Below are 22,626 nucleotides of genomic sequence, written 5' to 3' on the forward strand. Positions count from 1 at the left end.
TTAAAATAAAGGCTATTAACAATTTAAACGGCCCGGTATCTTAAGGTACCGGGCCGTTTTGGTGTTTCTATTTTATAACACATGCATCTATTGTACTATTTGAAGCGTCTATCTATAAAGGATGCGGAAAATACGGTGCATCTACATTAAACCTTATTGCCTGTTTTAAGCTTTAAACATCGACATGGTCCTTTACTACAGTGCTTTCCGAAAGCGGGAGAATTCTTCAAATCAGGAATCTCAATAAAGGAACATATTTTCCGCTAATGAGGAAATTAATTCACATTGTCGTAAATTAAATATACAAAAGCTAGTTTATTACACGATTGGCGTGTAATTTGAATTATGTTACATTAGTTTTTCAAAGAGTATTTTTGGATTAAAACGGGGGCGGATTTCCATCCAGCCCCTCTTTTAACCCACTTGTCTAAACGAACCTGCTTTCTTCCCCCGCACAAATTTCCATCGTACACAATGTTTCTACGCCGTTATGATCTCCATCAATGATTTATATGCTCCAAGTAATTAATCCATTCCTGTAAAGTCATTATATAAAAGTTAAGGGTGTTTGAATATAACAGCTGTAATAATTACTTAAACTCACAGCTGACCGCATTAGCCGTACTTCGCTTTTTTTTAAACCTTTAACTATTTATGACAAAGCCAAATTCTATCCAACTGCGGTTGCTTACCGGCGTTCTTATGCTTTCCCTGTTGTTTACAGCTTGTAAAAAAGAGCTTCAACCAACAACCAACAACGATCCTGTACCAACCGTTTCTCCCGTTACTGAAGCCACTACACTTACCGAAGGTTTTGAATCAGGTTCCAAAACAGCGTATGCTGCAGCCAATGTTACTTTATCATCCGGCTCCTGGAATTTCAACGATGCCCTGATCGGTAATTTGTCGACCGATGTCAAAAGTGGTACACAAAGCGCCCGTATTCGCAACAGCGGTAGCCTTACCATGAATTTCGACGCTACCGGCGGCGCTACCAGCGTAACCATTAAACACGCGAAGTTTGGTACCGATGGCAACAGCACCTGGGAACTGCGCGCTTCTACTAACGGTGGCAGCACCTTCACCAAAGTAGGCAGTACCATTACCACCAGCAGCACCACATTGCAGACTGCTACATTTACCGTTAGCTATACCGGTAATGTTCGCTTTTCGATCGTAAAAACCGATGGCAGCACCAACCGCATCAACATCGATGACATTACCATCAGCAACTCTTCCACTGGCGGTGGCGGCGGTGGTGGTGGCAGCACACCCGGTGATGACGACAACATGCTGTTGGGTAACCCCAGCAATGCTACTACCAGCACCAGTAACTACACCAACTTTTTAATGGTTAGAACCTATTACTCGCTCAGCTATCACCGCGACCGCGGTACGCCTAACTGGGTGAGCTGGCATATTAAATCAGCTGACCTTGGCAGTGCCGATCGTCAGGATGATTTCCGTGCTGATGCTACCTTACCTTCCGGCTGGTACCAGGTACAAAGCACCAGTTACAGCGGCAGTGGTTTCGATCGTGGACATAACTGTCCTTCAGCTGACAGAACCTCTACCACAACCGCCAACTCAGCTACTTTCTTAATGACCAACATGATCCCTCAGGCGCCTAACAACAACCAGCAAACCTGGGCCAATATGGAGAACTACATTCGTACCCTGATCACAGCCGGTAATGAAGTGTATGTGATCATGGGTTCATATGGAACCGGCGGCACCGGCAGCAATGGTACCGTAAACACCATCGACGGTGGTCATGTTACCGTGCCCAACCATGTTTGGAAAGTGGTAGTGGTTATGCCCAGCGGCAATAACGACCTCAGCCGTATAACTTCTTCTACCCGCGTTATTGCTGTAAATACGCCTAACATCAATACCGTTAACAGCGACTGGAAATCATACCGCACAACAGTTGATGCCATTGAATCAGCTACCGGATATGATCTGTTGTCGAATGTTTCTTCTTCGGTTCAAAGTGCAATTGAAGCTAAAGTGGATAATTTATAGTTGAAAGTTCAAAGTTGAAAGTTTTAAGTTTAAAGTTTAGAGCCCCGCAATTGCGGGGTTTCTTCTTTATACTTTAAACCTTAAACTTTAAACTCGTTTTCGCTACTTTTGGCCCCGAAGATCCACTTCACCAAAAAACACTCATATGAAAAAAGTAAGATGGGGAATATTAAGTACTGCCAAGATTGCCCGGGAGAAAGTAATTCCAGCCATGCAAACCGGCGTTTATTGCGAAATTGTCGCCATTGCCTCCCGTAAAAAAGAACAGGCACAGGAAACGGCAAACAAGCTGGGCATTCCGGTGGTGTATGGTTCGTATGAGGAATTATTGAATGATAAAAATATTGACGCGGTATACATCCCCCTCCCTAACCATATGCACGTGGAGTGGACGTTAAAAGCCATACAAGCGGGCAAACATGTTCTGTGCGAGAAACCAATTGCTTTGTCTGCTGAGCAGGCCACTCAACTGATACAGGCTGCCGGGGAAAACCCACAGCTAAAAGTAATGGAAGCCTTTATGTACCGCTTCCATCCCCAATGGGTGCAGGCCAAAAAACTGGTTGACGACGGCCGTATCGGTCCCTTAAAAACCATTCATTCTTTCTTCTCTTACTATAATGCCGATCCCAATAACATCAGGAACCAGAAAGACCTGGGCGGCGGCGGTATGATGGACATCGGTTGTTACTGCGTTTCGCTGGCGCGCTTCTTATTCGATAGCGAACCGGTTCGGGTACTGGGCCATGTTACCACAGACCCCGTTTTGCAAACCGATACCATGACCTCAGGCATACTGGAGTTTACGAATGGCACTGCCACGTTTACCTGCAGTACCCAGTTGATGCCTTATCAACGGGTACAGATCATGGGTACCGAAGGCCGTATTGAAATTGAAATTCCCTTCAATGCACCCCCCAACCAGGTAACCCGGTTATGGTTGTATACAAAAGCTGGTGTAGAAGAAATGCAATTCGATCCTGTAGATCAATATACCCTGCAGGGCGATCTGTTTGCATTGTCTGTTTTGAACAACACACCGGTTCCTACCCCATTACAGGATGCTGTAAATAATATGAAAGTTATAGAGACTGTTTTGAACGCGGGGCTTAGCAGCCTTTAAGCGCTTCCTCGCGCGTGGTGCCAGTGGCGGACTCGTGTAAATAACGGGCTGTTGAAATGGTTTGCTGAAAACGGGCCGGCTTTTTTATAAAATCAGCCGCGCCTATTTCAAGGCAACGCTCTCTCTCCACCTCATGCACCGAGGTAGTGAACATAATTACGGGAATGTTTTTGTAAATATTGTGCGATTTCAATCGCGCCAATGTTTCCATGCCATTGAGAATGGGCATGTTGATGTCAAGCACAATGAGGGAAGGCATGCCTGAATCTTCAAACGAGGTTTCCAGGTATTTAAATACCTGCAACCCATTTTCTACCAGGTATATATCATTAGATCGACCAATTTCTTCAAACGCTGTATGCAACAAATAACGGTCTTCCTGGTCATCATCTGCGATTAAAATAAAAGGTTTTTGACTCATCTTTTTGTAATAATAGTAAACAATACAAATCAGTTAAGTACACGAGGTATTTACACAAAAGGATTACCAGAAGGGTTTTTCATCCTTGCAAAAATTCAGATAACAGTGTTTTGAATCGGTACAGAATACTTACTATTAATCAGAGAGAGAACCTATATCCTGAAAATGAAAGTGATCTAAGGGCTAATTACTTAATCTCAATCAAGAAGTAAGTTAATAACTAAGTATGAAAAATAAAAATGTTTCATACAAATTCGATGAATTCCCGTCATTTTACGGTAAAGCGATACATTGAAGTTATGCCTTTAAATTAAGTGTATTTTATGACGACGATCAGCTAAAAAAAATAAACCCTTTAGCTGCTGTTACGATCGCCTGTTAATTGTAGTATATTTAATACCCGCTGTTATTTTTATTCGCTTATCCCAGTCAATTCTTATCCCGCAATTATTTATTCACCTCAAAAAAATTTGATTATGGAAACGCTCGTTCACTATGGTCAAAAAGTTAGTCAGTTGTATGATGCCTTTAATCGCCGCGACATCAATACAATCCTTAACAGTTTGAGCCGTGATTGCATTTGGGAAGTAATGGGCCAGCCCGATATTCCATACGCGGGCATTTATCATGGCCGTGAAGATGTAAAAAGCTTCTTTACGAAACTGGCTGATTCGCTCGATATATCTGAAATGACCGTTGAACACATTCTTGAAAACGGCAACATGGTTATGTGCTCCGGCCACATTAATGCCGTAGCCCGCAATACCAACAAACGTTTTTCAAGCTTCTGGTGTATGACGTATGAGTTTAATGAAAATGAAGAATGCGTTCATTTTAGAGATTGCTTTGATACACTGGCATGTGCGAGAGCGATGAAGTGATGCTTTTGCAGTTATAAGTTTTAAGTTCAAAGTTGAAAGTTGAAAGTTTAAGGTTGAAAGCCATTAGGTTATTCTTTGAACTTTAAACTTTCAACTTTAAACCAGTTAACTCTTAAGGAACACCAATATAGCAGCTCCTCCTAATTCAATCTGATCTCCGTTCTGTAATTCATGAGATACTCCCGGAACGTTCAACGACTTCACTTTGTCATCGGTTGTATAGATGCGGGTTTTGTTGCCGTTATCGGGCAGACCGCCTTTGTCGGGAAAGAGGAAGAATTTATCGAGCTGTGGGTTATATAATATATAGGCATGGTTACGGCTTACATGCAGGTTCGCAGCGCCGCTTTGCGCATCGAATTGCGGATCGTCCTGCGCCCAGAAAACAATATCGTTGGTATGGATCCTACCCGTTGACAGTTTCGGATTCTTCGACCGGCCGATGTTGAACTTTAATTGTTGCTGCGGGTTCAACTCATATTCCGGGAACTCCGTTTTACCAACCAGCGCCTGCAGACGGGCAGTGGAATATTGTTGAAACAGGTCCTGCCCACGGCGGATCACTTCCAACCCCATGGTGCCATGCGTGATGCAATAGTCGGGCAGTTTATCTGTCACCAGGTGGTGTTCAAAAAACCAGCCACCCGCCAGTTGAATAAAATTATTCACCAGCTTGCGTTCGAGGTGATCTTTCTGGAACATGCCCGGTGTATCATCGCACAACGCCACCTTAAGCGTTTCTTCCAACTCTTTATTATTACACAGCATGTATAACCGCAAACCGGCAATGGTATGTCCCTTTTCATCTATGTAGGGCTTCAAACCGTTTATGATAAACCTGGTGATCTCTTCCCGCTTTGCCTTAGTAGCTGGAATAGATAACGCAGGACTACTCCCCGCTGTTGGTTCACCTTGCTCCGATGTGGGGGTGGGGTTCGTAAGGAGCCTTTTAAAAAAGTTTTTCATCACGGTTATTAATTAAATAGTGACTTAATTGGGAAGTAGTTTTAAGTTCAAAGTTTAAAGAATCACATACTGGCTTTGGACTTTAAACTTTCAACTTTAAACTTTCAACTTTAAACTTTCAACTTTCAACTTTAAACTTTCAACTTTAAACTAAAAAGACGTAATGTACCCTCGTTTCTCCAACACCCTTGTTATCGAATTAGCAACTAATACCGCATTGGAACTACCTTTTCCCCGTTCAATTCTTATACAGGTTACGGTTCGGGAGCGGTGATCGGGTGTGGGGGCGAAAAATACATACCAACCATCGGATTCTATCTCGCCATTGATCACGCGTTCGGGTGTTCCTGATTTCCCGGCTACTACCAGGTTCTTTATCTTTTGTTTTCCCGGCTGGTTGCTTTGATCAATCATATATCGCGTAAGTGTACCTGCATAGGTGGTATCACCGGCTATATCGACGCCTGTGGCTATTGGCTGTCCAACGCCTGCTTCTTTCAACAAATACCGTGTCGGCATCATCACTCCGTTATTCGCAATAGCGCCTGCCATACGCGCCATAGAAGCCGGGGTGGAAGTGAGTGAACTTTGTCCCCAGGCCAGTCCCGAGAATGGACTGCGATACCGGTTCTTGGTACCCATTAATTTCGGATTGTTGTAGGCGCGCCGGTCGTGGTTCATCACTTCTTTGCGCCAGTCGGCCAGGTCTTCGGCTTGTTTTATTTTATTGGTAGCAGGTGCATAATCGTAGCCACCACGTTGATCGATGTTCATACCTGTTGCCTGGTACAAGGCCGCCATCTGTTCTTCCAAACTGTTCTCATTGGCCATGCGGATAAAGAAGATGTTACTTGAATTCACGATGGCTTCGTGCATATCCACATAATTCACTTTGGGGATGAACGGTTCCTGTTCTGTTGGATTATCACGAAAGATCTCGGGGCGATAGATATCGGTGTATTTTACTTTGGCGGCAGCGGGGCCCATTTTATTAAAGGCTGCCATACCGGTCAATATTTTTGCGGTGGAACCGGGCGCGGTGGCATAGGTCATACCCAGGTCGCGATCGGTAACCGGTTTTGGCAGTTTGTTGCGTTCGCGATCGGGCAGTAACATCAGATCGGGCATTTGTAAATTAGGTAATGGATTCAAAGCCGAAGCCAGCAGATCGCCGGTGCCTGCATCCATCACCACCACCGCGATGCGGTCGTTTTTGAAATTGCTTTTATGCAGGGAATCCTGGATCTCTTTTTGCAAAGCCGCATCGATGGTTAAATGAATATCGCGGTCTTTGTGTTTTATTGCCCGTACGGCTTCATTGGTAGTATCGATGCCTGATTGCAGGCTTTCAACCAGCGGGGAATAATCATAACTCACCAGTTTGATGGTCTTTTGAACCGGATGCGTAAATTTATCCGGACGATATTCTGTACTTACATAATCGCGTCTTTCCGGACTGGTTGCATATCCGCGTAAGCTCGTTAAATGACGCGCTTCTGCAAAATAGCCATTGCTTTGTCCCCAGAAGAGGCGGGTATTGTAGTCGCCCGTCCAAAAGAACAGGTCTTCTTCAAAGGGATAAAAGCGCACCACTCTTTTTTGCATCAGGTTTTCCAACTTTGTTGTATCGATGCCTGCTTCCAGGTACGCACTCATGTTCTTTTTGATAACACGCGGTTCACTGGTAGCGATCACCAGGCCATTGCGATCGTAAATAGAACCGGCGGCCAATATGCGCGTGAGTTTATCGATGCGCGGGTTGTAACTATAAATTGGCAGGCCATTGCGATTGATCACGCGTGCTGCTTTCACCAGGATCTCTTTGCTGTGCACTACCTGCACCTGGTACAACTTCGCCATTAAGGTAGCTATGCCCGCTAAAAAGAACAGGATGCCAGTGCCCAGCACAAAGTCGTAGTATTTGCGCAGGTGTTCGGTTTGAATGGCCAACCCCGGCCGCGATGAAATACCCGCTACAATGCCCATGGCCGCGAGGTTTACAATAAGCGAGATCTTTCCATAACTCAGGAAAGGAACGGTGACACCCGTGAGTGGCAATAACCCGATAGAGCCACCGGCAATCAGCAGGAACTGGATACCGGTTGCGATGGCAATACCGGCACACAAATAAAAGCTAAACGGCTGACCGGCCCGGCGGGCATGTAAAAACGAACGATGGATCAGGATGCCGAACACGAGGAATACGGCTACCAGCCCCAGCCAGCCCAGTTCTTCGCCAATACTTGGCAGGATCATATCCGTATGCGCTGCGGGCATGGTATTGGGGAAACCGCGTCCAGGGCCTTGTCCGGTTAGTCCGCCCGATGCGAGTGTCCAATAACTGTGCGCGAGGTGATCGCCGCCAAAAACGTCATTATCCCACTGGCTTAACCACATGGCTTTGCGATCGGCGAGGCGGTCGCCAATACCCGGTAGCTGATCACCAAAAGCAAAGGCAGCTATTACTAATAATATAATTACAGGGGCATCGGTCAATGCGGCAAAAGCGCCATACCATTTCACGGTTTTTACCTGGCGCTGGATGATCATGGTTACAAGGACTGCCACAAAACTGATGGCAGTCGCCAGCCAGCCCGGTACATAGTTCAACAACAGGCAATACACCACACCCGCCAAAACCGTCAACAACAGATTGCCGCGTGCAATGCTATAGAAGAACAAAAAGGTAAAACAAACTACCATGGCAGGGCCCATATCACCCATCAGCAGATACAGCGCCAGCACAACACCCACGCCCAGCAGCACGCCAATACTAACCAGGAAGCGCCAGCGGATATCTGACAGGTTTCTAATGTTCTCTTCATTGGCGGCAAAGAAGCCGGCCAGGAACAAGAGTAACAAATACTTGGTGATCTCACTGGGCTGAAAAGTAAAACCGCCGAGCTGGATATTTACTTTCACCCCACTCCCTTCGGGTCCCGTTCCTATCAACAAGGTCAGCAATGCCATGCCGATGGCGAGTACGAGCCAGGTCCAGCCCCGGAGGCCATATACATTCTTTTGTTTGAAATTGAACAGGGCATCGAACCACCAGCGGGTATATAATTTACGGATGTCGATCAACGCAAAAACAACAAAACCCGCCAACCCGATAATAACTCCCTGCAACGCCTGTGCAGCGTGTAACGTATCAGTCAGCGGGTTTTGGATACTAAATAATAGCAGGATAGAGATGCTGCACAACAACAGCAGCAAGGGCAAGATAAAAACGTCGGGCTCTTTTTTGCGGAGCCATAAAATAATATGTGCCAGGAAGAAAGCCAGGATACAGCCTCCGACAATTAACCAATAAGAGGTAATGAATTCCTCCGGCGTTCTTACCAGCAGCACGCCGTCTTCTTTCATTTGTGCATAAGCAATGGGGCCTATCAACCTTACCTTATGAGGTTTACCGGTGAAGATAAAGGACCTGTCCTTCGATAAGCGGGCGCTTCCCTGGCGGGCGCCAAATTCAAAACCGGGTTTCAGCGGCAGCACACTATAACCAGAATCTGTAACCAGACCAGTAAAATGAAATTCACCATTGTTATCGGTACGGGCATAAATTACATGATCGTAAAGAGAATCTTCATCGAGTGTGGCAATGTGTTCGCGCAATTGCACCAGCGTGCCGGGCATGGGTTGATCCTGGTACAGGATTTTTCCCTTTATTTCATGTGTTCCTGTTGATACATTGACTGCCGGGGGATACGCCGTCGGATTTTTTAATTCCTGCCGGTATAACACCGAGTCAAAACCGAGGCGTTGGCGCGAAGCTTCCAACCGGCCCTGAAAATCTACCCCGCCATCGGGGGCTTTCCATTCAACGGGCGCCACTAAACTAAAGGCCCCTTTATTAATGCTACCCAGGTTATCAACCGGGCCTACGGTGATCAAACGCATGGATAATGAATCAACGAGTAAATCAACATCGCGGTCATCGGCAAAGAAGTTTCCGTTGGTAAGGATCTTTCGTAAGGTGTCTTTATTTAAACCCGCTTCGAGTTTAATGGCCCGGCCAGATCGCAATGCTTCATCGGCACGGGTCAATGCGGGTGATAATGTAAAGAACAGTTTTACAAACAGCACGAGCATCAAAACAGCCGAACTGGCCAGCAGGACCCAACCCTCTGTTTTACGCTTACTATATGAATCTTTTGGAATGTCCATTTAGTTTGTTAGGTTATGTTGCCTCGCAATATTAACATTATGAACCCACCCCTAGCCTCCCAGGAGGGGGATAAAAACGGCCATTGCCTATTGCCCATTGACTATTGCCTCGATCCCTTTACAATCAACTGATCAAAAGCTACCGTTTGTGCACCATCCACCCGCATGCCGAAACAATTGCCATAGCCGCCGGTAAAGGGCAACACATTTTCTACTTTATCATTTATATAAAAGAAGATCGAGTTATTTCTTTTTTCAATACTGAGGGTATTCATTTCACTGTTGGGATGAATGTTGGCAGTGTGTGTCCAGTTAATGATCGGCTGCCAGTCGCCATTGGTCATTGACCCAACAGAATAGTAACCATTGGAAGTGATGTAATATACATAATAGGCGTCGGTGTCGGTATTGCCGCAAAAGTTAATACCATAGGCTTCATCTGGTTCATTGCCCCATTGGGTAGCGCTGGCCGACACACTGAAGTTGCGTTCTATATTCAGATCGAATTTTACGGTGGCGTGATAGGTTAAACTATCCGTGAGCCCCTTGATGATGTATTTACCATGCGAGAATTTAAAAACACTGTTCTCATCTTTCCCGATCTCCCAAATGCTGTCCACATCATCGCTGAAGTCGTCGTAGTACATACCGTTCTGTAATGACACGCCTGCATCGGTTTGCGGCGTGCCGGCATTGGCCACGGAACTGATCTCCGCTGGTGTTTCATGAACGGCCGGTGTGATCAGGGATTTATTATTATGGGCAGGAAGCGATTTGCGGTTCACACTGGCTACTGCCACGGAATCAACAGGCAGCACTGCGGCGGCGTTGTCATCGCCCGGCTGAGGGTCTTCTTTATGCGGAAATACGGCCCACATACCCATCATAAACGCGCTGAACAACAATACACCCAGGATGGTGAACACGATCTCTTTCTTATTACCGGCAACGGCCGCAGGCACTTTGGTATTGGCCAATACCTGCGTTACCTTTTTTGTTTTGCCAACGCTGACTGGTTTTACGTACCGCGACTGTGCATTTTCCAACGCAGCTTTCTGTAACAACTGCCGTACATGTTCGGTATTGCTGAGGCGATGAACGGCCTGTTTGGCCAGCAGGCCATGTAACAATTGCAACAGGCTTGGAGGCGGAAACCGGTTATCGGGCAACACCACTTCGGGAATGGGGCATTCAATTACCCGGTTGATGTGCCACAAAAGATCTTCATCATTATAATCGAACGGTACAGCACCTGTTAAACATTCATACAACACCACGCCCAGGGAATAATAATCGGTAGGTGTGGAAACCGTGCGGGCATGACTGAACTGCTCAGGCGATGCATACTCATAGGTAAGCATGGAAGAACCGGTAACGGTATTGGTTTGTTCCCTGAGTTTGGCGATGCCAAAATCGGTTAATAGAAAATGCAGCTCGCCATTGGGCAGGCGGCGGTACATGATGTTCTCGGGTTTGATGTCGCGGTGTACGACGCCTTTGGCGTGAATGGCGTCGAGGGCATCGGTCATGTGTTGCGCCAGTTGTATTACCGTATCTACCTCCAGCGTGCCGCGGTCTTTTAATAACCGGCGCACATCGCCGCCCTCTATCAATTGCATAACGATATAGGGCAATTCGGCATCGAGGTGAACGTCTACTATTTTTACGATGTGGTCATGCTGAATGGACTTCATGATCTCCGATTCGCGTTGAAAACGGCGCAGTGTATCGGCATCGGTATTAAAGGCAAAGTGCTTGATGGCAACCAGGGCACCCGAACCCAGGTGCCTTGCTTTCAGCACGCGGGCATTGCCCCTGCCGATCTCACCCAGGATCTCGTATCCTTTGAAGTATTCTTTAAAAATTGAAGTTGCCATAGTTTATTGCATCTCTGTGCTGACTACCTGTACAGAGAGACTTTTATTTGTAGTATCAGGTTTAACCTGGTTACTCACAGGATACTTAACGTTTTCAAAAAATGTATTCTCGAGCTTTACATGCACGGGAATACTTACTTTGATGCCAACTTCAAACCCTTTCATGCGCAGGTTTCTTATTACTAAGGTATCACCTGGTTTAGCTGTAGCTTTGTTAATTTCCACTGCTGCGAAATGATTAACTTTTTCTTTAGCCGGTAACAACAGGATGGTATTGCCAACACTATCGGCATAACGCTGAACCGCTACAAGATTGGCAGTGGCCGACAACCGGAGGGTATCCGGTATTTGCACAGCACCCGGGCCGGAGGGCGCGGCATGCTGCCCACTGAAGATAGTAGCTGGCATTTTCTTCATACTATCCTCTACCGAGTTTATCTGTTGCACATTGGCAGGCTGATCGGGTGTGGTGGCCGTTGTTTCATTGTTCCGCGAAAAAAAGAACCAGCTGCTTACTGCCAGCAGCACCATGACCGGTACGTTCCACTTCAACCATTTGTTACTGCTACCCGGTTTTTTAACAGGTGCTGGTTTATCTTCCAGTTTGGCTGAAGGAACAGGCGGTGTAGTCTCTTTTGTATCAGCCTTTGTTTTAACAATCTTTTTTGCTTTTGCTCCATTGACTGGTTGTGTTGTTTGTTTGGCTTTATTGTTCTTTAACAGTACTACGGTGATGTTATCGTGGCCGCCCATTTCATTGGCCAGCGCAATGATATTATTGACCTTGGTATTTAAGGCGGCCGAAGTTGCCAGCACTTCGGCTATTTGTTTGGCGGTTACCATATCGGTCAGTCCGTCGCTGCATAACAGCAGGCCATCGCCCGGCAACAGTTCTTCTTTGCCGTACTGCATAAAGTCCTCATCATCGATGCGGTGAATGGCAGACCCCACTTCGCGCAGGATCTGATTGCGTTGCGGGTGGCTCATCGCTTCGCGCTCGGTGATCTCACCCGCGTCTTCGCGCAGGCCTACAAAAGAATGATCTTTTGTAAGCTTCTGCAGTTCGTCCTTGCGATAGCGGTACAGGCGGGTATCGCCCACATGCACAAAGTATACCACCCCGGCAGCAGCATCGGCCACGGCCGCCGTTAGTACACAACACATTTCCCCGTATTTGAGGTTTAGCATCCGCTCTTCGGTAATGCGGTTGTTGGCGAAGATCACGGCCTCGCGCAACATGGTGAGCGTATCGCCCTTGGGCGTAGTCATGTATTGATCAATAGAATCCCTGGCAATAGCCGCCGCGCGTTTTCCACCTGCATACCCTCCTACTCCATCCACCACTACCAGCAAGGCCTTATCGGGCGACCATAACTGGCGGCAGGTGAAGGTATCTTCGTTGTCCGTTCGCCGCATGCCGGGATGCGTATTGCCACTAAGCGTAATAGTTTTCATATTATCGTGGCAGGTTTTTAAAATGCCGTAACAATAAAATAAGCACAAACACAAATAATGCTATGGATGAGATGGTGTTGATCATAGATGGTTTAAAGCTGTTTAAGCGTAAGCGTTACCATGCCGTTTAACAGCACCTGGTTTTTGTCGTTCAAATCGAACCAGCGTGGCTCACCGGCTTCACTTTTTGCGATCACCGTTTCATTTACCCGCGTTTCATTGTTGCTGAAAGAAGCGATCTGGAACGACTGCTGCGCTTCATTCCATCGGATGCGGGCATGCGGGTTCGACACAAACGCCGATTCAATAAGCATGTAATTGCTGTAGCCCAGGTTCTCAGGCTCCTTGCGGGCAATTACAATCTCCGTATCCTTCATAATGTACACTACTTCTTTACTTGTATCGGCCATGTAACATTCAATGCGTGCCAGTCCGGCATCGGCATTGCGGGCTGTTTTCTGCACCGTATTATTCGTAACCGCTACATTGCTTACATTCAGTTCGGGATTAAACTTCACGGTGAAGGTGCCATTCTCGGCAAAATGTAAATGACGCAACACATCGAGGTTGATGTCCATTTTGTCGAACACATTGGTAGCTTTTGATTTCATGGTCACTTTCGCCGTATTGTGGCGATCGTTGCTACCGCTGCCAGCTGGTTTTAACCCCGTGAGCATACCGATCACGCGCACATCTTCTATCGAGATCTTTTCCTGGTTGAAATCGGTACCGGGTGCAAACCGGAAATGCCAGTGAAACGACACCGGCGACAGTTCATCGTAATTCTTTCTATAGCGTTTCAGATTATTATAGAATGCTTTCAGTGCTTCTTTGACTATGATGGGGAGGGAGGGTAACCGTTCTTCGTACACTTCAGGGTGCAGGATGATGAGGTAGTGCATGTTAAACAACAAGCTTTTGCCAACCGATTCGCGTTTACACGAATTATCAAAACAATCCAGCAATTCCTTTAAGATAACGTTGTTGGTAACCGGACCATTGGCGGGACGATGGTCATTGCTTTCCGGTAGTATTATTGATTTGAGGGCCGCAAAAAAATCTCCTGATTTTTTCTTCATGGGATTCCCTGTTTTTACACGGTTATTATGCGAACTAAAAGTAATGGATTTGAGCGTGTGCACTTTGTAAAGAAAATATAATGTTTGGTATTGTCTTTGTTATGGAAAAAAGCTTGCCAGAAATATTTAACTTTTTGGGTGAGTGGGTTTAACGTTGTTTTAAGGAAAGGGCAGAGGGCAAAGGGCAGAGGGCAAAGGGCAAAGGGCAGAGGGCAGAGGGCAGAGAAGAAAGGCAGTAGGCAGTAGGCAATGGGCAATGGGAAAGGCAGAGGATAGAGATGGTTGATGATGTTGACAGAGTTGATAGAGGGATAAGTTTAGAGCTTCTTACTATATAAAGGAAAAGCCTTAAGGTCACTAACCTCAAGGCTTTTCCTTTATAATATGTTATAGCGTTAGTGGCGTTGCCGCTCAGCTATGTATTTGCTTACAGCTTATGGCTTATAGCTTTAAGCTGTATTCGGCTGTTCATCTCTGCCCTCTGCCCTCTGCCTTCTGCCCTTAGAGTTGTTGAATCACCAACTTCCCTTCTACCAACACAGGAATATAGATCTTCTTCTCACTGGCGTTCAGGTAAAAATCGGCGGGGCCATTGATTACGGGCCAGTCGAGTTTGGTAGCTTGTTTGGTTTTAAGATCAACCTTTTCTACAAAACCTGCGGGATGGTCCATAGCGCCCCAGTCGGATACAACAAGGGTATGATCATCGAGCAGGGCCAGTCCGTCAAAAGCGCCTTGCACGTCGCATAATTTTTCATACACAGGCACTTTGGTTTTCCAGGAGATCACGCCGAGCTCACCGCCTTTCATATTCTGAAAATCAAAACTGCAGGTATACAGGCGTTTGGTTGCCTGATCATAAGTGATGCCATTGGCGCCTTTTAAATCAGCAACAACGCGCACATTGCCGGTTCTTATATTTACTTCTGCGATCTTGCCTACATCGGTACACGAAGCATACAAAGTGAAATCATCTCTTGTAGTGAGGTCGTTCACAAAATTAGAGCCGGTAACAGGCGACAGGTTGATCTCCGCCAGTTGTTTACCCGTAGCCATTTCTATACCAATGATGCGATCGATATCGGCTACATACAACATACCCATGATAATAGCCGTTCCTTTAGGGGCATTCAGTTTAGAGATATTTAATTTGTGTTCGATCACTTTACCATCGAGCGATAATTTACTGATATAACCATCCCCATCCTTTGCTCCCGGATCCATGGCTTTACCAATATTGGTTACATATAGAAATTTACCATCGGAGATTACGCTTTCGGGGTGCGACAAAGCCAGGCTATCCTGCGCCATGGTGTTAATAACCAACACCATGCCTGTCAATAATGTGATTAATGATTTCATCTGATTTTATTTAAGACCGCTAAGATATTTTATACGGACCTGCCTATAATAACGGGAAAAGCTCATTTTATTGCCTATTTAGGGCAGAAGGCAAAGGGCAGAGGGCAGAAGGCAAAGGGCAGAGGGCAGAGGTGAAAGGCAGTGGGCAGTGGGCAGTGGGCAGTAGGCAATGGGGAACAGCCGAAGGCCCTCCACCGCCAAGGCTTCGGCAGGCGAAGCAATCAATGTCATTTGATTAGCCTGGGATACAACACAAGGAATAATATTAACAGTATAAACCCACCCCCCTGCCTCCCGCAAAGCGGGAGGATCTCTTAAAACGAAGCAAACGTGTATTAAATTTCTGCCCTTTGCCTTCTGCCCTCTGCCCTTCATTTAAGCCAACGCAGCAGGTTCTTTACCGCGAAGACTATTAGGCGTAACCCCAAACTTCTGTTTGAAGATCTTAATAAAGTGTGGGCTGTTTTCGAAACCGCATTCCAGGGCTACTTCCGATACATTTTTACCGGAGTGCAGCAGTAACAGGCGGGCATGTTCCAATCGTTGTTCGTTGATCCATTTTTTGGGTGCACTATTATATTGGTGCTGAAAATCGCGCTTAAAAGAAGCCAGGCTGCGGCCGGAGAGCTTCGCCAGTTCTTCCAGCGACAGCGGTTGAAATAAATGTTTACGAACGATATAGTCAATATCTAGAGGTAATCCGAAGGCAATGCTTTGAAAGAATGCTTTTACCTGTTGGCCCTGCGGACCGGCCAGCAACAACAACATCAATTCCTGCAACTTCAATTGTAAGATACTTTCCAGTGCCGGCAGTTGTTTCCCGAAATAACCCATGAACTGCGTTTTAAAACCATTCAGCAATTCATTGGCGGGAATAACCAGGTGCGCCGCAGTAGCAGGCGATTGCGTGGTGGTTAACTGATGCGTATGCAGGAATTTCTTTACAAAGTCATCAGTAAAGAATAACAGCAGGGCTTCATAGTTCAGGCCATCCGGCACAAACTCGGACAGGGCATAAATACCGCGTTTTAACAAAACCAGGTGACCGGCTGTAGCCGTATGGGTTTGCTCTTCCAGGTGCAGGAACTTATGGCCATGCAGCACAAAAATGAGCGTATGCTCGGTGATAAAACTGGTTCTTTTACCGGCGGCAGTTGCCTTTCTGTATCTGGCCAGCGGCGTATTCCCCAGCTGGAGTACGTCGAGGTCTTCTTTGTCGGGGGATGAGGTGGGAAACCGTACTAACATACCGCAAAGTAAAGAAATCCTTACATAAGGGTCATTCATAATGTTTACACCTATAAATAATACCCTCATTCGCAGTAGGTTAAATTGGTCTTTTTTGCTCAAGTTAACCAGTGCGGAAATGTTAACGAGTCCATAGCTATAAAGCTATTGGCCAATAGCGTAAAATTCAGTAAATTATAGTAGACAATTTTTCCATTATCCTGCGCACAAACATCGGTTGCCTTCCGCTACAAGCCCAACTATAAAAAAAACTTACATAATATGACAGCTCTAACTAGCAATCCGGTTGTCTTTTTTGAGATCGGTTGTAAAGACCTATCCAAAACGGCTACATTTTACTCGGATCTTTTTGGCTGGACGCCCACCGGCATTCCCATGGCCTCTCTCATCAATACCAATACGGAAGAAGGCATTCAGGGACAGATCACTTCACTGGGTCACAATCCCCACAATTATGTGCTGTTTTATATCCAGGTCGACGACATCCACGATGCACTGTCTAAGATCATAGAAGCCGGTGGCAGAAAACAGGTTGGCCCGGTGATACTGCCTAACAATAAACAGTTTGCGTGGTTTACCGATCCCGAGGGGAACCTGGTTGGACTGGTGACCCGGTAGTTCCGATTTTTACAATTTCACCCAGGAGGCAGTTGGTATTTTCGTGTATCTTTAGAACGCATTACCATGACCTATTTTGAAATAAAGCCCGGCCAACTGTTACAACAGTATGTAAAATGTTACTATGTGTACGAATCATCGAGCTCAGTAACATTTGAGGACACGGTATTTCCCAGTGGTTGTATGGAGATCATCTTCAACCTGGGCACCGGTAACTGGCAAACCCAACCCGGAGAACAATTTGTAACCCACTCCCCTATCGAATTATGGGGACAACTCAACCGCCCCCTGCCCGTACGGTCTATAGGCCGTAATACCATGCTGGGCGTTCGTTTTTACCCGCATGCAGCGGCAAGCATGCTACCCGATAAAGCCAGCCTGTTTAACAACCAGGTTATGGATTATACCGACATCGCCGATAAATCAATACATACGCTACAGGCTCAATTACTGGAAACCAGAACCTGGAACAAGCGGGTCGCTTTACTGGAAACCTGGTTAATACAACAATTAGAACAAGCCGGTAAAAGATTAGGTAAGTTAGCTATGGTGAAAGATCTGATGTATGAATTGCGCCACCAGGATGTGTACGAGACCATGGAAACCATTGCGGCGCGCTATGGCATTTCAGCCCGGTATATGCAACAGTTGTTTTTACAATACACCGGCCTTACGCCCAAATTATACAGCCAGATCAACCGGTTTCAACACAGTCTGCGCCTGGTTACTACCCGGAACACCTCCTTAACAGATATTGCCTATGAATGCGGTTATGCCGACCAGTCACATTTTATAAAAGAATTCAAAGCATTTACCGGCACTACCCCTTCGGGTTACTCCATCAATAATTCACCGGTTACACTGGTTACTGCACAACCACAAACCGACGTTTCACCCGCCCTGGTTTAATTTAGTTTCTTCCGTTTTATACAATTTCTTCTTTTCAACAGCTGATAACTTTGTTCTGTAAACGAAATTAAAAACAGAAAAAAGATCAGCTATGATAGCCCGCTTTAAACAATTACATCAATCCCTGTTTATTTTACCCAATGCCTGGAACCCCAAAAGCGCCCTGCAATTTCAGCAGGCAAACTTTCCGGCAGTAGCCACGTCCAGTGCGGCGGTGGCTAACAGTTTAGGGTATGAAGATGGCGAAGCCATGCCTTTTGAAGAGTACCTGTTGATCGTTCGCAGAATAATGGCCACGGTACAAATTCCCGTTACAGTAGATATAGAAATGGGATATGGCAAAACGAATGAAGCCATTTACGCCAACGTTCAACAACTTGCCACCCTGGGTGTTGCCGGCATCAACATCGAGGATTCAACCCTGCAATCAGGCAATAGAAAGTTGAAGGACGCCAACACATTCGCCGAAACAATTGCCTATGTAAAAAATAAAGTGGATCTGTTTATCAACGTTCGCTGTGATACCTACCTGTTGAATGTAGCCAACAAACAAACCGAAACCATTGCGCGCATTCAATTGTATGAAGCAGCCGGCGCCGATGGTGTCTTTTTACCATGCATCAGTGCCGAAGCAGACATTGGCGAGGCAGTCAGCCACACTACCCTGCCCATCAATGTGATGTGTATACCCGGCTTGCCGGATTTCGAGACCTTACAAACGCTGGGTGTAAAGCGGGTAAGTATGGGGCCGTTTTTATTTAACAAGTTATATGACAGCTTAACGCCCCTCACGCAGGCCATTACTGCTATCAATAATTTTTCCCCCTTGTTTGCATAATCATTTATCATAAAAAAACCAACAACATGAATTTACCAACCAGGGCACAGGATGCCCATGCCACCTTAGCCGCCGCCTTCAACACCGGCGATGTAGCCACCGTTTTAAGTATGTATGATTATAACGGCATCATTGTGCCGGAACCCGGCAAACCGGTTTCAGGTAAAGCAAAATTTGAAGAAGCCATAAAAGCCATCTTATCGATCAAAGGAAAGATGGAGATCAAAACAGTGTATTGTTTGCAAACCGGTAACCTGGCGGTTGGCAGATCGGAATGGAGCATTACCGATGGTGATGAAGTAAAGATCCAATCGAAAGGTATCGAAGTTATGCAGCAACAAGCAGATGGCACCTGGAAAATTGTTATTGACCATGCTTTTGGTGCGCTGGAAAACGTATAGTAAAGAAATAGCCATGAAATACAAGGAGGCTTTCCCGTTTTACCGGGAGGCCTTTTTGTTTTTTTGACAAACGGATAACCCGCTCGTATTTGCGGAATGAACTAACTTCGGGCGCAGATTGTTTCAACTTCTTCAATTATAAATACACAACGCATGATCAAACGGCCGCATGTTATCTGTTTAATGATGACTTCTGTTGATGGTAAAATACTGAGTGAGAAATGGGGTAATAACAAACAGGTGAAAACCCTCGCAGAAAGTTTTGAGAAAGTACATGAAATCATTGGCAACAAGAACTGGATCGTAGGAAGGACTACCATGGAAAAAGACTTTACCCATTACGCAAAACCGGTATACAAAGAGGTAGACCATACCATTAGCCGCGAAGATTTTGTAGCGAACCGGAACGCAGACTCTTTTGCCGTAGTTATAGACGGACAGGCTAAACTGGGTTGGAACAGCAGCGATATGCTGGGCCAGCATGTGATCGCTGTATTAACAGAATCGGTAAAAGACAGCTACCTGGCACACCTGCAGGAGATTGGCTTATCGTATATTTTTGCCGGTAAAAACTCCGTTGATTTGAAGGTGATATTAGAAAAATTAACCGCCTTATTCGGTATTGAAACGCTGATGATAGAAGGTGGCGGTCACCTGAACGGCAGTTTCCTGAACGAAGGATTGATAGATGAATATAACCAATTGATATTACCCCTTGCCGATGGCCGCCTTGAAACCACTTCCGTTTTTGAGATTGAAGAGAAAGACAGAAAATTTGATGCCACCCTGCTGCAATTGCTGGAAGTAAAGCAGATAGAGCACGAGGTTGTGTGGTTACGGTACAAAGTGCTGGACCACGTGTAAGAAAGATCCGGCCCATCGCAACTTTTCAATGTAAATTAGCGTCTCACTTACAATTAAAATAGTACAATTCTGAAATACTTATTTTTCTGTCTGTCATGCCTGGTGGCATTGAACGCAGCTGCCAAACCCGAGTTACCCCTGGTCTTTGGCGATCATATGGTGCTGCAACGCGATAAACCGGTACCTGTTTATGGTAAAGCAACCGCAAGCGCTCCGGTGAAAGTGATCTTTGGTAAACAAGTGAAAGAAGGCGTTGCCGGCGCAGATGGTACCTTCCAGTTCTGGCTCGATGCCATGCCCGCGAACAGCAATGGGCAATCACTCTACGTGATCAGTGGCGATACGGTTGAATTCAAAGATGTGTTGGTTGGCGAGGTATGGCTTTGTTCCGGCCAAAGCAATATGGAATACACCATGAACAGAAGCGCGCACTGGTATAAAGCCAAACGCTCTCAGGGACTGGATTCGGTACAGGTGAGCCAGGAAAACAATCCGGCCATCCGGCTCTTTTTGGTGCATCGCGATCTGAACAAACCATCCGACCGGAATAAAGGCTGGCAAAAAGCGGAGTATCCCTGGATAGGCCAGTTTTCTGCAGCCGGTTATTATTATGCCCGGGAATTACAAGCGCGGTTGAAGGTACCTGTAGGCATGATAGCGTCGTCTGTTCCGGGATCGGCCATTGAGCCCTGGCTGCCGGCCCGCAAGGTTACAGACACCTTAGAACCTGCCGGTAAATTTTTCAGCGGACTTATTCAGCCGCTGGCGCCTTATACAATAAAAGGTTTTCTCTGGTACCAGGGTGAAACCAATTGCATGCTTGACCAGCGCGAAGAGTATACAAAGAATATGAAATTGCTCATTTCGAGCTGGCGCGGTCTTTGGAATAATGACAGTCTTCCGTTTTATTATGTACAGATTGCGCCCTTCAAATACAGTGGATCCAAAACCAAGGTACAACTGAACGACCGCAGCCTGGCCTTCTTCCACGAGGCCCAGGATAAAGTGTTGGGTATTACCCGGAATACCGCCCGCATTATTACCACCGATCTGGCAGACAATCTGGAAGATATCCATCCCACCTATAAATGGGAAATTGGAAAGCGACTGGCGTGGCTGGCACTTGACCACACTTACCAGGTAAAGCAGGTTTCTGAAGGACCACGCGTTGCTGCAGTAAACTTTAACAACCATCAGGCTCGGGTAAATTTCGTGAATCCCAAGTCTGGATTGGTAGCGCATGACAGCGCTCAAATTGCCGGTTTTGAACTGGCCGGGGCTGATGGAAAATTTTATCCAGCTACAGGAATCGTAAAGAAGAAGAAATATGTGGTAGTTAGCTCACCAGCCGTTGCAGACCCGGTGACGCTGCGTTTTGCCTGGAAAGAAGATTCTCAACCGAATTTGTTCAATAAAGCCGGATTGCCTGGAGAGCCCTATAGGACAGGAACCGAGTAATCACTGACTTCCATAAATAAAAAAGGTCCATCCATTTACGGTGGGCCTTTTTAATTTATGGAAGCCTGCCCCTTACATTTGGGGTGCAGCTTTTTTATAACCCGAATTTTCTATATCGATCTTCACCTTTTTAGCATCCGCCTGAAGCGTTGTCATTTCTGCGTACTGCGTTTTATCGGGCAGGGTATTGTATTTTATGTTGAATATTACCTTATCCTCAGGATCATCTATATAGGTGTTGACATCTATTGCAAGTATTATTTGCCGCACTTTATCAACTGTTACACTGAGCGCATCACCTGCCTGATTATAATCCATAAAATCGATCTTGATCTTTTTGTTTGGCTCAAGAATATGAAGGGTTGTTTTACCGGCAGCATATATCTTTTGTACTTTTTCTGCATCCGGGGGAAGATAGGTTTGAACTTTTTCAATTGATTTCTTTATATAGTCTGCCATATCTTCCTTTTTGTTTGCGCCTATTTTTCCCCTAAGCCCGCCTTTGGATTTGTCCTTTGTTGATCCCCCTGTTTCCACCTTAGTCAGTTTCCCATCAACACTATAATAGCAGTGATTCTGTTTTTTGGACTTCTGATCTCCCTTAACATAAGTGGTGGTAGTTTCCAACCATTCGTATTTCTTTAATTTCTCTTTGCTTTCAACCAGTTTGTTTTTTATGATGGCAACAGTTTCTTTTACTTCTGCCTGTCCCTGGGCAAATGTCTCTCCTGCTATGGAGAACATAGCTGCCAGTAGCATTAAAGATTTATTTTTCATGATTGATACTCCTTTACATGAAGTTTTACCTTTTTCCTTCCATAGCCAAATAAATGGCCTGCAGGATGGCCATGATTTATAAATCCTGACAACTCAAACACCTGTTTTTGGGCGGGCGTAAAGCAAAAATGATGCTGGTCATCTGCCAGAATAG

18 protein-coding genes are annotated in these 22,626 nt (G+C 45.8%); 9 read left to right on the top strand and 9 right to left on the bottom strand.

Translation table 11 applies throughout. The features are described from left to right. The first annotated feature begins 654 nt into the window (after nt 1–654). Entirely contained in the window at nt 655–2,025 is a 1,371-nt protein-coding gene (locus BMX95_RS25470; RefSeq protein WP_081197611.1) for a DNA/RNA non-specific endonuclease, read from the top strand. A gap of 145 nt (nt 2,026–2,170) precedes the next feature. Continuing rightward, nucleotides 2,171–3,148, top strand: a complete 978-nt coding sequence (locus BMX95_RS25475) for a Gfo/Idh/MocA family protein (protein WP_081197610.1) — start codon at nt 2,171–2,173, stop codon at nt 3,146–3,148. On the opposite strand, the gene BMX95_RS25480 is transcribed toward BMX95_RS25475, so the two are convergent. After that, the gene (locus BMX95_RS25480; protein ID WP_081197609.1) at nt 3,135–3,569 is read right to left on the bottom strand and encodes a response regulator; all 435 of its coding nucleotides are present in this window, start codon (nt 3,567–3,569) and stop codon (nt 3,135–3,137) included. The genes BMX95_RS25475 and BMX95_RS25480 overlap by 14 nt on opposite strands. 476 nt (nt 3,570–4,045) lie before the next feature. Here BMX95_RS25480 and BMX95_RS25485 point away from each other — a divergent pair, with 476 nt between their 5' ends. After that, the gene (locus tag BMX95_RS25485; RefSeq protein WP_081197608.1) at nt 4,046–4,450 is read left to right on the top strand and encodes a nuclear transport factor 2 family protein; all 405 of its coding nucleotides are present in this window, start codon (nt 4,046–4,048) and stop codon (nt 4,448–4,450) included. Between the two features lie 105 nt (nt 4,451–4,555). On the opposite strand, the gene BMX95_RS25490 is transcribed toward BMX95_RS25485, so the two are convergent. From BMX95_RS25490 to BMX95_RS25520, 7 genes are all read right to left on the bottom strand, one after another. Next, the gene (locus BMX95_RS25490; RefSeq protein ID WP_081197607.1) at nt 4,556–5,416 is read right to left on the bottom strand and encodes an FHA domain-containing protein; all 861 of its coding nucleotides are present in this window, start codon (nt 5,414–5,416) and stop codon (nt 4,556–4,558) included. 150 nt (nt 5,417–5,566) lie between these two features. After that, nucleotides 5,567–9,586 carry an FtsW/RodA/SpoVE family cell cycle protein gene (locus BMX95_RS25495; RefSeq protein WP_081197606.1) on the bottom strand — a complete coding sequence of 1,340 codons (4,020 nt, stop codon included), beginning with the start codon at nt 9,584–9,586 and terminating at the stop codon, nt 5,567–5,569. Nucleotides 9,587–9,687: 101 nt separating this feature from the next. Further along, complete coding sequence (locus tag BMX95_RS25500) at nt 9,688–11,463, bottom strand: serine/threonine-protein kinase (protein ID WP_081197605.1); 1,776 nt, start codon at nt 11,461–11,463, stop codon at nt 9,688–9,690. Between the two features lie 3 nt (nt 11,464–11,466). Then, nucleotides 11,467–12,918, bottom strand: coding sequence for a PP2C family protein-serine/threonine phosphatase (locus BMX95_RS25505; protein WP_081197604.1), 1,452 nt, complete (start codon nt 12,916–12,918; stop codon nt 11,467–11,469). Between the two features lie 92 nt (nt 12,919–13,010). Then, nucleotides 13,011–13,997 carry an FHA domain-containing protein gene (locus tag BMX95_RS25510; RefSeq protein WP_081197603.1) on the bottom strand — a complete coding sequence of 329 codons (987 nt, stop codon included), beginning with the start codon at nt 13,995–13,997 and terminating at the stop codon, nt 13,011–13,013. A gap of 501 nt (nt 13,998–14,498) precedes the next feature. Next, complete coding sequence (locus tag BMX95_RS25515) at nt 14,499–15,359, bottom strand: YncE family protein (RefSeq protein WP_081197602.1); 861 nt, start codon at nt 15,357–15,359, stop codon at nt 14,499–14,501. 375 nt (nt 15,360–15,734) lie between these two features. Continuing rightward, a complete protein-coding gene (locus BMX95_RS25520; RefSeq protein WP_165758808.1) occupies nt 15,735–16,607 on the bottom strand; it encodes a helix-turn-helix transcriptional regulator in 873 nt (290 codons plus the stop codon). Nucleotides 16,608–16,868: 261 nt separating this feature from the next. On the opposite strand from BMX95_RS25520, the gene BMX95_RS25525 reads away from it, so the two are divergent. The 6 genes from BMX95_RS25525 (at nt 16,869) to BMX95_RS25550 (ending at nt 21,695) form a co-directional block, all read left to right on the top strand. Beyond that, nucleotides 16,869–17,225: a VOC family protein gene (locus BMX95_RS25525; protein WP_081197600.1), complete on the top strand. Its 357-nt coding sequence runs from the start codon at nt 16,869–16,871 to the stop codon at nt 17,223–17,225. Between the two features lie 66 nt (nt 17,226–17,291). After that, nucleotides 17,292–18,134: a helix-turn-helix transcriptional regulator gene (locus BMX95_RS25530; protein WP_081197599.1), complete on the top strand. Its 843-nt coding sequence runs from the start codon at nt 17,292–17,294 to the stop codon at nt 18,132–18,134. Between the two features lie 91 nt (nt 18,135–18,225). Then, entirely contained in the window at nt 18,226–18,972 is a 747-nt protein-coding gene (locus BMX95_RS25535; protein ID WP_081197598.1) for an isocitrate lyase/PEP mutase family protein, read from the top strand. Nucleotides 18,973–18,998: 26 nt separating this feature from the next. Continuing rightward, entirely contained in the window at nt 18,999–19,373 is a 375-nt protein-coding gene (locus BMX95_RS25540) for a YybH family protein (RefSeq protein WP_081197597.1), read from the top strand. 153 nt (nt 19,374–19,526) lie between these two features. Continuing rightward, the gene (locus BMX95_RS25545; protein ID WP_081197596.1) at nt 19,527–20,237 is read left to right on the top strand and encodes a dihydrofolate reductase family protein; all 711 of its coding nucleotides are present in this window, start codon (nt 19,527–19,529) and stop codon (nt 20,235–20,237) included. Between the two features lie 102 nt (nt 20,238–20,339). Continuing rightward, nucleotides 20,340–21,695, top strand: coding sequence for a sialate O-acetylesterase (locus tag BMX95_RS25550; protein WP_081197595.1), 1,356 nt, complete (start codon nt 20,340–20,342; stop codon nt 21,693–21,695). A 72-nt stretch (nt 21,696–21,767) separates the two neighbouring features. On the opposite strand, the gene BMX95_RS25555 is transcribed toward BMX95_RS25550, so the two are convergent. Beyond that, nucleotides 21,768–22,472, bottom strand: coding sequence for a hypothetical protein (locus BMX95_RS25555; protein WP_081197594.1), 705 nt, complete (start codon nt 22,470–22,472; stop codon nt 21,768–21,770). Nucleotides 22,473–22,626 lie beyond the last annotated feature (154 nt).

This window comes from Niastella yeongjuensis, from assembly GCF_900110245.1.
GTDB lineage: Bacteria > Bacteroidota > Bacteroidia > Chitinophagales > Chitinophagaceae > Niastella > Niastella yeongjuensis.